Source organism: Streptomyces sp. NPDC002690 (genome assembly GCF_053592415.1).
Genome location: NZ_JBSFVR010000237.1, coordinates 1 through 11,660, shown reverse-complemented (window position 1 = coordinate 11,660; position 11,660 = coordinate 1). Strand labels below are relative to the sequence as shown.

9 protein-coding genes and 1 pseudogene are annotated in these 11,660 nt (G+C 71.5%); 4 read left to right on the top strand and 6 right to left on the bottom strand.

Annotated features, from left to right (window positions below; all coding sequences use genetic code 11):
* Positions 1-116 precede the first annotated feature (116 nt).
* Positions 117-3,131: pseudogene (locus ACWD3D_RS25145) on the top strand (ATP-binding protein); the annotation flags it as partial.
* A 124-nt stretch (positions 3,132-3,255) separates the two neighbouring features.
* Positions 3,256-3,651 carry a Rid family hydrolase gene (locus ACWD3D_RS25140; RefSeq protein WP_451463064.1) on the top strand — a complete coding sequence of 132 codons (396 nt, stop codon included), beginning with the start codon at positions 3,256-3,258 and terminating at the stop codon, positions 3,649-3,651.
* 170 nt (positions 3,652-3,821) lie between these two features.
* Here the strand turns inward: ACWD3D_RS25140 and ACWD3D_RS25135 are convergent, their stop codons facing one another.
* From ACWD3D_RS25135 to panB, 3 genes are all read right to left on the bottom strand, one after another.
* The gene (locus ACWD3D_RS25135) at positions 3,822-4,670 is read right to left on the bottom strand and encodes an ABC transporter permease (RefSeq protein WP_451463063.1); all 849 of its coding nucleotides are present in this window, start codon (positions 4,668-4,670) and stop codon (positions 3,822-3,824) included.
* Positions 4,667-5,686 carry an ATP-binding cassette domain-containing protein gene (locus ACWD3D_RS25130; protein WP_451463062.1) on the bottom strand — a complete coding sequence of 340 codons (1,020 nt, stop codon included), beginning with the start codon at positions 5,684-5,686 and terminating at the stop codon, positions 4,667-4,669. The genes ACWD3D_RS25135 and ACWD3D_RS25130 overlap by 4 nt, the downstream gene beginning before the upstream one ends.
* A gap of 190 nt (positions 5,687-5,876) precedes the next feature.
* Positions 5,877-6,761, bottom strand: coding sequence for a 3-methyl-2-oxobutanoate hydroxymethyltransferase (gene panB, locus ACWD3D_RS25125; protein WP_451463061.1), 885 nt, complete (start codon positions 6,759-6,761; stop codon positions 5,877-5,879).
* 229 nt (positions 6,762-6,990) lie between these two features.
* Between panB and ACWD3D_RS25120 the strand changes: the two genes are divergently transcribed.
* Positions 6,991-8,607 (top strand): MFS transporter, encoded by a 1,617-nt coding sequence (locus tag ACWD3D_RS25120; protein WP_451463060.1) that lies wholly within the window; start codon positions 6,991-6,993, stop codon positions 8,605-8,607.
* Positions 8,608-8,767: 160 nt separating this feature from the next.
* On the top strand, positions 8,768-9,520 hold the full coding sequence (locus ACWD3D_RS25115; protein ID WP_451463059.1) for a TetR/AcrR family transcriptional regulator: 753 nt from the start codon (positions 8,768-8,770) through the stop codon (positions 9,518-9,520).
* Here the strand turns inward: ACWD3D_RS25115 and ACWD3D_RS25110 are convergent.
* From ACWD3D_RS25110 to ACWD3D_RS25100, 3 genes are all read right to left on the bottom strand, one after another.
* Positions 9,486-9,641 (bottom strand): hypothetical protein, encoded by a 156-nt coding sequence (locus tag ACWD3D_RS25110; protein ID WP_451463058.1) that lies wholly within the window; start codon positions 9,639-9,641, stop codon positions 9,486-9,488. The two genes, ACWD3D_RS25115 and ACWD3D_RS25110, sit on opposite strands and share 35 nt — an antisense overlap.
* 682 nt (positions 9,642-10,323) lie before the next feature.
* A complete protein-coding gene (locus ACWD3D_RS25105) occupies positions 10,324-10,452 on the bottom strand; it encodes a hypothetical protein (protein WP_451463057.1) in 129 nt (42 codons plus the stop codon).
* 81 nt (positions 10,453-10,533) lie between these two features.
* Positions 10,534-10,707 (bottom strand): hypothetical protein, encoded by a 174-nt coding sequence (locus ACWD3D_RS25100; RefSeq protein WP_451463056.1) that lies wholly within the window; start codon positions 10,705-10,707, stop codon positions 10,534-10,536.
* Positions 10,708-11,660 lie beyond the last annotated feature (953 nt).

Genomic DNA, 11,660 nt, shown 5'->3' with positions numbered 1-11,660 from the left:
CGAGGTCGAGGCACTGAAACCGGAAGAGATCGAGCGCATGCGGGACGAGGTGGCAGGCCGCGCAGGGTCCCACCTGCGCGACTGCCGGAGCCGATCGTCGCCTACGCTCGTGCGGCCGTCGAGGGGATCGCAGACGGCCGGGCGCGCTCGGCCGCGCCGAGGAGGCGCTGCCCGAACTGGTCGCGCTCTGCGCCGACCACCCGCTCGACGAACCGCTCCAGGCGCTCCGCATCCGCGCCCTGCACCACGCGGGCCGCACCGCCCAGGCCCTCGCCGCGTACGAGGAGGTGCGCACCCTGCTCGCCGCCCGGCTCGGTACCGACCCGGGCGCCGAACTGCGGTCGCTGCACGCAGAGTTGCTGCACCATGGCAGTGCCCCGCCGGCCCGTCCGGTACCGGGAGCGGCCCGCCCGGAGCCGGCCGGTGAGGGTCCCGACGCCCCGGCGCGCCCGCTCGGCCCCGACCTGCGGACTCCCGCGAGCGGCGTCCCGGATGTCCGTACCCCCCACACCCCGGCCCTGCCGCCGCTGCGCATGCCGTCCGGCAACCTCCGGGCCCGGCTCACCAGTTTCGTCGGCCGCGAGGCGGACATCGCCGCACTGCGCGAGGACCTCGACCGGTCCCGGCTGGTGACGCTCCTCGGCCCCGGCGGCGCGGGCAAGACCCGGCTCTCGCAGGAGGCCGCCGAGACCGTCGCCGGCAACTGGCCGGACGGCGTGTGGATGGCCGAACTCGCCCCCGTGGACAGCCCCGAGGCCGTTCCCGAAGCGGTGCTCTCCGCGCTCGACGCCCGGGAGACCGTGCTGCGCGGCGCCGGTGCCGAGGAGATGCGCGTCGCCGAGGGAGGCACCGCGAGCCCCCTCGTACGCCTCACCGAGCACTGCGCCCGCCGCCGGATGCTCCTGCTGCTCGACAACTGCGAGCACGTCGTCGGCGCCGCAGCCGCGCTCGCCGACCACCTCCTCGCCCGCTGCCCGGGTGTCACCGTCCTCGCGACGAGCCGCGAACCCCTGGGCGTACCCGGCGAGTTCGTCCGCCCGGTCGAACCGCTGCCGGACCCCACGGCGCTCCGCCTCTTCGGGGAGCGCGGTCAGGCGGCCCGGCCCGGCTTCCGGAGCGACGCGGACCCGGCGACGGCCGCGGCCAGCGTCGAGATCTGCCGCCGCCTCGACGGACTGCCCCTCGCCATCGAACTCGCCGCCGCACGGCTGCGGATGCTCAGCCCCCGGCAGATCGCCGACCGGCTCGACGACCGCTTCCGGCTGCTCTCCAGCGGCAGCCGGACCCTGTTGCCCCGCCAACAGACGCTCCGGGCGGTCGTGGACTGGTCCTGGGATCTGCTGGACGCCGCCGAACGCGCCGTCCTGCGGCGGATGTCGGTCTTCGCGGGCGGCTGCTCCCTCGCGGCGGCCGAGGCCGTCTGCTCCCTGAGCGTGGGCGACTTCCCCGGCACGTACGCCGGGATCACCGGGGACGAGGAGGCGGTGGACGTCCGCGACGTCGCCGTCCTCCTCGGCTCGCTCGTCGACAAGTCCCTCGTCGTCGCCGAGGAGTCGGGCGAGGGCGAGATGCGCTACCGGCTGCTGGAGACCGTCGGGGAGTACGCCTCCGAGCGTCTGGACGAGGCGGGCGAGCGCGCCGCCGTCGACCGGTGCCACCTCGTGCACTACCGCGAATTGGCCCGTACCGCCGGGCCCCGGCTGCGCGGCCCCGGGCAGCGGGCCGCCCTTGAGCTGTTCCGGCGCGAGTACGAGAACCTGCGCACCGCCTTCCGTCACGCGGCGGCGTTGGAGGACGAGCACGAGTGCCTCTGCATCATCCTGTCCATGGGCCCGTACTGGATGCTGCGCGACCTGCGTGACGAGGCCCGCCAATGGGCCGACACGGCGGCGGCGCTCGGCCCCGACCCGTTCGCCCCGCCGGGAGTGCCCGCGCCCCCGCTGCACGAGCGGTGCACGGACAAGCCGCCGCCCATGGAGCCCGACCAGCTCATGGAGGCGCGACGCGGGGTGCGGCTCATCCAGATCGCCAACATGGACCACGAGATGGATCTGTGGATGACCGAGGAGAGCATGGAGCGCCTCCGGATCATCGCCCGCACCTACCAGCCCGGCCAACCGCAGACCTGCCGTTCGCCCGGATCGCTCTGGGTCTTCGCCGTCATCCTCACCGGCGAGAGGAACGAGCTGTACGAAGTGATGGACGAGACCGTGCGCACCTGCCGGCGGTACGGCTACGAATGGGAGTTGGGGTCGGCGCTCCAGATGCGGGCCAACCTGCTCGCCAACCAGGCCGAGTCGACCCAGGACGCCCGGGTGGACGCGGACGAGAGCCTGGAGATCTTCACCCGGCTGCAAGACGCCTGGGGTTCCGCCGAGGCACTGGCCTCGCGCGGCGAGGCCAACGAGCAGGCGGGCAAGTACCAGGAGGCCGCCGAGGACTACCTTGCCGCCATGGAGTACGCCGAACAGCTCGGTGCGCAGTCGCAGGTCGCCGTGTTGCGCACCCGGTACGCGAACATCCTCGCCGAGACGGACCGGACCGAGGAGGCGGAGGCCATCCTCCGCGACGTCATCGGCATGGACCGGACGAGCTCCGGCCACGAGGCGACGCCCTTCGCCCGGATGCACCTGGGCATGCTGCTCGGCCGTACCGGGCGGATCACTGAGGCGCGTGCCCAGATGGAGTTGCTGGCGGCGGAGTTCAACGGGCAGACGCTGGCCATCTTCGAGGGCTTCGTCATGGGGGTGGTGGCGTGGCTCGACAACGAGGAAGGGCTGTACGCGCAGGCCCTGGACCGTGCGATCAAGGCGGTGGAACGCGCCAACGACCGGCTGGCGCAGATGGTCGCACCCCAGATGACCTCCATCCACCTCGTGACGGCGGCCTGGGCGCTGGCGGGGCTCGGCGGCGGGGAGAGCGCCAGGGACGCCGCCCGGGTGCTCGGCACGCAGGCCGCCCGCCTCTCCCCCCTCCACGTGTACACCCGGGTGGAGCGGCAGAACCTGGCCAGTGCCGAGAGAGCGGCGCGCGCGGTGATCGGGGACGCGGCCTTCGAAGCGGCGTACGCGGAAGGCGGTGACCTCTCCCTGGCGGAGGCCACCGCCCTGGCGTCCGCGCACAACCGGTGAAGGCCGCCCCCTCACGAGGTGGCGGCGGGACATCGGAGCGACACGCCCGTTCCGGGCGGGTCCGGAGGGTGTCGCGGTCCAGGTGATTGCCTGTTCCCGCGATTCGACCGGAAGGGCGGGAGACATGGGCGTTCACGAGATCGGTCCACGCATGGCGGGCGAGAGGCTGATGTACAACCGTGCGGTCCGGGTCGACTCTCCCCGAAGCTGGCTCTTCGTCTCCGGGCACGAGGCCCGCGACGACGAGGGCGCCATCGCCTGCGAGGGGGACATGGCCGGGCAGATGAGGCTCACCCTGCGACGGCTCGGGCAGACCGTCGCCGATGCGGGGATGACGATGGCGGACGTCGTGCAGATTCGCGTCTTCACCACCGACCTGGCCGACTGCAAGGCCAACTACACGGTCCTCATGGACGAACTCGCCGCGGTCCGCTGCCGTCCTGCCAGCCTCCTGGCCGAGGTCAGTGCCCTGTCCGACCCCGGCATGCTCATCGAGATCGAGGCCGTCGCGGTGGCCTGAGCCGCCCCGCCGCACCCCCCGCGGGGGCTTGCTCGCACGCGGGTGCGCAAGCCCGTGACCCACGGGCCGAGTTGGGCGTCCGGTGCGGCGTGCACGGAGCCGCGACCGGACCCGCGCGTCCGCCGTCCGCCCGATTCCGGGACGGACGGCGAAACGCGGGGGCGGGGCCGTCAGCTGGCCTTGCGGAACTTGGCGACCGCCAGCGGTGCCATCACGACGGTGATGATGCCGGCCCAGGCGAGAGTCACCCAGACCGAGTGGGCGATCGGGCCGCCCATCATCAGACCGCGCGCCGCGTCGGCGAGGTTCGACAGCGGGTTGTACTCGGTGAACGTCTGGAGCCAGCCCGGCATCGTCTGGGTCGGCGCGAAGATGGAGGAACCGAACTGCAGGGGCATCAGCACCAGCATTCCTGTCGCCTGGACCGCCTGGGCCGTCTTCATGGCCAGCCCGAGCAGGATGAAGATCCACATGATGGCGGCACCGAACACCGCCGAGAGCGCGACGGCTTCGAGCAGACCGAGGAACGAGGTCTGGATCTCCATGCCGAGCGCGAAACCCATCACCAGCAGGATGACGGTGGCGACCATCATCCGGCCCAGCTCCACCACGATCTTCGCGATCAGCACCGAGGACCGGGCGATCGGCATCGTGCGGAACCGGTCCATGACGCCCTTGCGGAAGTCGTCGTTGACACCGGTGCCCACGGCGGAGGCGATGTTCATCCCCATCATGGCCATCAGGCCGGGGATCAGGTAGTTGAGGTACTCCTCCCGCCCGCCGCCGAGCGAGCCGCCGACCGAGCCGCCGAAGACGTACGTGAACAGCAGCGTGAAGATGACCGGCATCAGGAGCGCGTCGAACATCGACTCGGGGTCTTTTTTGATCTGGAGCAGGTTGCGCCGGGTCAGCGCCCCGATGTGGCGCAGGTTGGCGCGCAGCCCGATCTTCCCCTCGTCGCTCACGGGCCGGACCGGCACCTGGTCGGTGGGGGACTTCGTCAGCGTCGTCGTACTCATGCGGCGACCTCCTCGTCGGTCGGAGCGGCGGCGGCCGAGGTCTTGCCGCCGGTGATGGCGAGGAAGACCTCGTCCAGGCTGGGCAGGGCGGTGGCGACGTGCGCGAGCGAGAAGCCGCGCGTTCCCAGCAGGCCGATGACGGCCGTCAGCTGCTGGTCGCTCAGGATCGGTACGTACAGCAGGCCCTCGTCCGGGACGGCCTGCGCGCCGGAGACCCCGTCGAGCCCCGCCTCGTGCAGGGCGCGCGCCATCGCGGGCAGGTCGGCCGGGTCGGACGGGCGGATCTGGAGAGTGCGGCCGCCGACCTTCGCCTTCAGCTCGTCGACACCGCCGCGCGCGATGATGCGGCCCTTGTCGATCACCGTCAGCTCGCTGGCGAGCTGCTCGGCCTCCTCCATGTACTGCGTGGTGAGCAGCACGGTCGCCCCCTCGGCGACCATCCGCTGCACCTCGTCCCAGACCTCGTTGCGGGTGCGCGGGTCGAGGCCCGTGGTCGGCTCGTCCAAGTAGAGGACCGCGGGGCGGCCGATCATGGAGGCGGCCAGGTCGAGCCGGCGGCGCATACCGCCCGAGTAGTCCATCGCGGGGCGGCGGGCCGCCTCGGTGAGCGAGAAACGCTCCAGCAGCTCGTCGGCGCGGCTGCGGGCCTCCTTGCGGGGCAGGTCGAGGAGCCGGCCGATCATGTAGAGGTTCTCCCAGCCGGAGAGCTTCTCGTCGACGGAGGCGTACTGGCCGGTCAGGCCGATGGTGCGGCGCAACTGCCGGGGCTGCTTGACCACGTCGTAGCCGGCCACGATCGCGTGGCCCGCGTCGGGCACGATGAGCGTGGAGAGGGCGCGTACGAGCGTCGTCTTGCCCGCGCCGTTCGGGCCGAGAACACCGAGCACGGTGCCCTCGCGCACGTCGAGGTCGACACCGTCCAGTGCCTTGGTGGTGCCGTAGTGCTTCACCAGCCCCCGTACTTCGATGGCGATTCCGCGCCCGGGGTTCATGTCGTTTCGCGTCATGTCCACCATGGGACCAGACGCGGCCGACAGTTCGCCGATATATCGCCTACAGGCGAGTACCAATCCGCCGACAGGCATGCGTCAGCCCGCCGATGGGGGATGTCGGCGGGCTGACGGTGGTGCCGGAGGTGGCTGTGTGACCGGCACGGCAGGTGGGACCCGCGGGGCCGGTGGGGGGCGGCGTGGGCCGCCCGGGCCGTCAGTGGAAGGTGTGCTCCGGCGCCGGGAACGTGCCGCCGACGACTTCGCCCGCGAACTCCTTCGCCGCGTCACCCATGACCTGACGCAGGTTCGCGTACTGCTTGGTGAAGCGCGGTACCTTGCCGCCGGTCAGTCCCACCATGTCGGTGTAGACGAGCACCTGGGCGTCCGTGTCCGGACCGGCGCCGATCCCGACGGTCGGGATGTGCAGGGTGCGGGTGACCTCGGCGGCCAGCTCGGCCGGCACCAGCTCCAGGACGACGGCGAACGCTCCCGCGTCCTGTACGGCCTTGGCGTCCCGCAGCAACTGGTGCGCGCCCTCCTCGCCGCGCCCCTGGACCCGGTACCCCATGGCGTTGACCGACTGCGGGGTGAGGCCGATGTGGGCCATGACCGGGATGCCGGACTCGACCAGCAGCCGGATCTGGTCGAGGCTGCGCTCGCCGCCCTCCAGCTTCACGGCGCCGACCCCGGCCTCCTTGATCAGCCGGGTGGCGTTGCGGAGCGCCTGGACGGGGCCCTCCTGGTACGAACCGAAGGGCAGGTCGCCGACGACCAGGGCGCGCTTGGTGCCCCGTACGACGGCGGCCGACAGGATGGTGATCTCGTCCATCGTGACGGGCACGGTGGTCTCGTAGCCGAGGTGGCAGTTCCCCATGGAGTCGCCGACGAGCAGGACCGGGATGCCGGCCTCGTCGAAGACGGACGCGGTCATCGCGTCGTAGGCGGTCAGCATGGGCCACTTCTCACCGCGCGCGGTGGCGGCGGCGATGTCGTGGACGGTGATGCGGCGGGTGCTCTTGCCTCCGTACAGCGCCTTGCCGCTGTCGGAGGGGGAGGGCCCGGCGGGGGCAGACTGATTCTGCGCAGCGTTGAGCGACATGGCCAACGGCTCCTTCGTCATCTCGAGGCGCCCTGACGGCGTCCCCGGATCCCTTCCATGGTGGCATCCTCCGGTGGTGCGCGGGAAGTGGGCCCGCGAGTCGCCTTCCGCCGGATCGCCGGGCGGGGGGGCGTGGGAGGTGCGCGGACGGGCGGGAGGCGGGGCGGGAAGGGTAAAAACTTTACAATACGAGACGGTCTCGTATCGAAACACGGCTACGCTCTTCACCATGTCCATACCGTCCGGCGCGCCCGTCGCCGTGTCCCGTGTCCCGGAGGCGGTCCACCGCCGCCGTTGGGCCGTTCTCGCCGTGCTCATGCTCAGCCTGCTCATCGTGGTGCTGGACAACTCGATCCTCAACGTCGCGGTCAAGACGATCGCCAGTCCCGCACCGGACGGAATCGGTGCCACCCAGAGCGAGCTGGAGTGGGCGATCAACTCCTACACGCTCGTCTTCGCCGGTCTGCTCTTCACGGCGGGGCTCCTCGGTGACCGCCTCGGCCGCAAGCGGGTGCTGCTCTTCGGCATCTCCGTCTTCGTCGTGGGCTCCGCGCTCGCCGCCTTCTCCGACTCGCCCGGCCAGCTCATCTCCTGGCGTGCGGTCATGGGCCTCGGCGCCGCCTTCGTGATGCCGGCCACCCTCGCCATCCTGATGAACGTCTTCGAGCCCGCCGAGCAGCCCAAGGCCATCGGCATCTGGGCCGGCGGCGTCGGCCTGGGCATCGCCATCGGCCCGATCACCGGCGGTCTCCTCCTGGAGCACTTCTGGTGGGGCTCCATCTTCCTCGTCAACGTGCCCGTGGGCCTCGTCGCCCTGGTCGCGATGGTGATCCTCGTACCGGACTCGCGCGACCCCAAGCCCGGCAAGCTCGACCCGGTGGGCGTCGTCCTGTCCGTCGTGGGCCTCGTCCTGCTCGTCTACGGCATCATCCGGGGCGGCGAACTCGCCGACTTCACCGACCTCACCGTGCTCGCCCCGGTCCTCGGCGGCCTGGTGGTCCTGATCGCCTTCGTCCTGTACGAGAAGCGCGTCCAGCACCCCGCGCTCGACGTCTCCCACTTCAAGAAGCCGGCGTTCTCCGCCGCCGTCACCGCCATCGCGCTGGTCTTCTTCGCGCTGATGGGCGTCACCTTCTTCTCCGCGTTCTACCTCCAGAGCGTGCGCGGCTACACCGCGCTCCAGTCCGGACTGCTGGTCCTGCCGCTCGCCGCCGCGCAGATGATCTTCTCGCCGCGCGCCCGGATCGTCGTCCAGCGCTTCGGGGTCCGCGCGGTCTGCACCGTCGGCCTGATCCTGGTCGCCGCGGGGCTCGCCGCCTTCGCGACCTTCGACGCCGACACGCCCGTCTGGCTGCTGTGCGTGGTCTTCTTCGTCCAGGGCGCCGGAATGGCGCACATCATGCCGCCCGTCACCGTCGCCATCATGCAGGCGCTGCCCCGCGAGAAGGCCGGTGCCGGTTCCGCCATCAACAACACCTTCCGCCAGGTCGGCGGGGCGCTCGGCATCGCCGTGCTCGGCTCGGTGCTCTCCACCGTCTACCGGGGTGACATCGAGGGCCACCTCTCGGCCGTACCGGCCGGAGCCCGGGACGCCGCCGGGGAGTCGATCGAGGCCACGCTCGGCGTCGCCGCGAAGCTCGGCCCGGCCGGCAAGCCGCTCGCGGTGGCGGCCTCCGACGCCTTTATCGGTGCCATGCACGTCGCCGCTCTCGGCTCCGCAGCCATCGCTCTGGTCGGCGCCGTGGTCGTCGCGCTCTTCCTGCCCGGAAAGCCCGCCGCCGGTCCCCGGCCGCAGGCCCCCGAGCAGCCCGCGCCCGTCCCGGCCGAACAGGGCCGACAGGGCTGACCCCCGCGAACCGGCCCGGGCCCCCACGGCGTACGTCCGGGGGCCCGGGCCTTCGCGTGGCCCCGTGGGCCCGGGGCCACGCCGAGCCCGGCGGGAAGGCCGGGTTCCGGTCGGCGAGAATTGGCGCAGCGGTCCCACGGGCGAGGAGAGGCGGAATCAGGTGCGGCATCAGCAACACGGGCAGGGCCCGGAGCAGGGCTCCGGGCAGAGCCCGGTACCGGGTCCGCCGCAGGGCCCCGGGCAAGGCCCCGAACAGGTCCCGGCGCGGGAACCGGAGCACGCGCGGGCACACGAGCACGACCGGGGCCCGGGCCGCCCCCGCAGCGCCGCCGCCGAACGGGCCATCCTGGACGCCGTCATCTCCCTCCTGGAGGCCGGCGAACCGCTCGCCGGACTCTCCATCGAACGCATCGCCCGTACCGCCAAGGTCGGCAAGGCCACCATCTACCGCCGCTGGGACGGCAAGGAAGAACTCTTCCTCGACGTCCTGCGCGACATGGAAGAGCAGGACCCCGTCATCTCAGGCACCGCCGGGCTCGCCGATCTGCGCGTGCTCATGGAGTCCCAGCGCACCCGGGGGCTCGCGCAGCGCTCCTCGGTCCTGCTGCACAACGTGATCGTCCAGATGAAGAGCCACCCCAGGCTCTGGACCGAGTACCAGAACACCGTCATCGCACCGCGCCGGACCGCGATGGTCGACGCGGTCCGCCGGGCCGTCGACGCGGGCGAGCTGCGGGACGACCTCGACGTGGAGCTGATGGACGACCTGTTCATCGGCCCGATGCTCGTGCGGACGCTGCACCGCCGCGACGCGCCGCTGCCCGAGGACCTGGTCGCCGTATGGCCGAGCCCTCCTACTGCTGTGGTGCCAATCTCGGTCAGAGGCCGAGCAGCCACTTCACCACGAGCGTGAGCCCGAGGCCGCCGCCCGTGTACGAAGCGCCCAGTGCCGCCCGCCAGAGCAGCGTCTTGATCCGCCGCCGGCTGTGACGGGCAGGACCCGGACGGCCGACGGAATCTGTAGTATTGACCATGTCTTCTTCCCTTACCTGGAGAACGACGCACTACAGGAGAGCCACCGCCAGACCTTGCAGGTACCAGCCATGAGGTCCGGCGGTGGCTTCCCTTGCGTCAGCGTACCTTGCTTTCCCGGGTGTTCCCGTCTATACGGTGGCTGCTTCGATGCCTAAGGGGGGAGCTTTTCTTGGAATCCAAGGCTGTGGCTCGTGTGGCATCCCTCTGATCAGGGCGAACTCCCCGAGCTGGCAACGAAACGACGCGTGTGATTCAGACCACCCTCCCGCATCCCGTCACCGCATCCTCCCAACTCGGCGCCAGCCACCGAAGCCTGACCCCCATGCCCCTCGCCCGGGTCTCCGCTACCGCTCCGCACTCAGGTACGCCACCACCGGCGCCGCTCCGTCGTCTCCTCGACCGGAAACGGAGCCGGGGACGGAACCGGAGTAGGCGGAGGCACCAGTGCGGTCCCGGTTCCGGCCCGCTGCGCCTGTCCGGTGACGGCGGGCCAGGAGCACCGCCCGCTTCTGGCCCGCCGTCAGCGCCCGCTGGAGATCGGCGATGTGCTCCGCGCGCGCCGAGCCGCGCACACAACTGCTGCGCTTCGGCCTCGGCGAGCTGGCGGCCGTGTTCGGGGTCCGGTCCGGCGGGGGCGTTGAGCCGGAATCCCGCCGCGAGGAGGTCTTCGACGGGGATCAGTCACCCGCGCTGCGGGTCCTGGACCGCGCCGGGCAGGTCGCCCGCCTCACGGCGCCGGCGGACGGTCGTGCGGCAGACGCCGCACGCCGTAGCGGCCTCGCGCTGGTTCAGCACGGGACGCGTGCTCATGGGCCCATCCTCCCCCGTGGGGGCGCTCCGGCCGCTCCACCCCGGCGCGGGGCTCGCGGAGCGGCCGGAGGAGGCCCAGGGTCACAGGGTGACGATGACGGCCAGGCAGGCCGCGAGGAGGGCCGCTACGCCCACGACTGCGCCCAGGGGCACGGCGAGGGAGGGGTGACGGTGGACGAGGTAGCCGATGGCGCCCAGGAGCATCAGGACGACGAGGGCGGCGAGGAGGACGACGAGGGCCAGGAGGTGGGACACGACGGGAGGTTCCTTCCTTCGGGGGAGGAGCGCGGGTGCGCTTCACCCCCTGGGTGGGTGGGGCGGACGGTGGACAGGACCGCCACCGGGGCACTGATGCTGACGCCGGTCAGGAGGGCGACAGTCCCCGCCACGGACCAGGCCAGCCCGGAGGATCGGCGGGTGTCGAGCAGCACCATGCGACCGTGCCGCCCAAGCTCCGCAAGCCCCGTTCGACCGCCGCTGGTCCTTGCCTTGTTTATGGGGTGGAAACCGGAAAAAAATGTCTCACCCGACTTTTGAGAGCCCGGCGTCAAGGCAGATCCACCCAAGGGCCGGCCGAAGCGCGCGCAGCCGAACCCGTGCCGGTCGGATCGTGTTCCACCCGCACACAGAGACGCTCCGGATGGGTACGTGCAGGTGGCCAGGATTCCCAGTCACTACACATCCCATCAAGATGATGCACCGAAAGTGATAGCCCGTCAGGAAGTGTGGCCCGATTCCGCCAAAGATACATGTGCATCAACCTGATACAGCGGGGGAATGGGCTGGTCCCAGAGTTCACCCCGGCCCCGAGCTGAAGCACCCTCACTCCGGTCCTCCCGGCCCACCGCCCCGACAGCCTGGCCCCACACCCTCCCGGTAGCCCGCCAGTTGGGCCCGCGCCCCCCGGAGTGATGGGCCGCAGACCCAAGCCCTACACAGGCCCGCACCTGACGCACCACCAGCCCCTCCCGCAGCCAGCCCGGCGGAGCCGGTGGGCTGGAGCGCAGCGGACGCCCCGCCACAGAGCGCAGCGGAGAGGCGCCCCAGGATTACCGCGCAGCGGAAATCCAATTCACGCGGAGCGTGAATTCCCATAAACCGCGCAGCGGTTTATAAAAGGCGCGCAGCGCCTTTAGGGATTCGCGAAGGGAATCCCATCGTTGCTATCGGCGCAGCCGCCAGCCACCTGGGCCGCTCCGTAGAGAACC

Coding starts and splice junctions, on each gene's coding strand:
- panB (WP_451463061.1), bottom strand. CDS start 6,761: ATGTCGCTCAACGCTGCGCAGAATCAGTCTGCCCCCGCCGGGCCCTCC.
- ACWD3D_RS25105 (WP_451463057.1), bottom strand. CDS start 10,452: ATGAGCACGCGTCCCGTGCTGAACCAGCGCGAGGCCGCTACGGCGTGC.
- ACWD3D_RS25135 (WP_451463063.1), bottom strand. CDS start 4,670: ATGAGTACGACGACGCTGACGAAGTCCCCCACCGACCAGGTGCCGGTC.
- ACWD3D_RS25130 (WP_451463062.1), bottom strand. CDS start 5,686: ATGGTGGACATGACGCGAAACGACATGAACCCCGGGCGCGGAATCGCC.
- ACWD3D_RS25110 (WP_451463058.1), bottom strand. CDS start 9,641: ATGGTCAATACTACAGATTCCGTCGGCCGTCCGGGTCCTGCCCGTCAC.
- ACWD3D_RS25120 (WP_451463060.1), top strand. CDS start 6,991: ATGTCCATACCGTCCGGCGCGCCCGTCGCCGTGTCCCGTGTCCCGGAG.
- ACWD3D_RS25140 (WP_451463064.1), top strand. CDS start 3,256: ATGGGCGTTCACGAGATCGGTCCACGCATGGCGGGCGAGAGGCTGATG.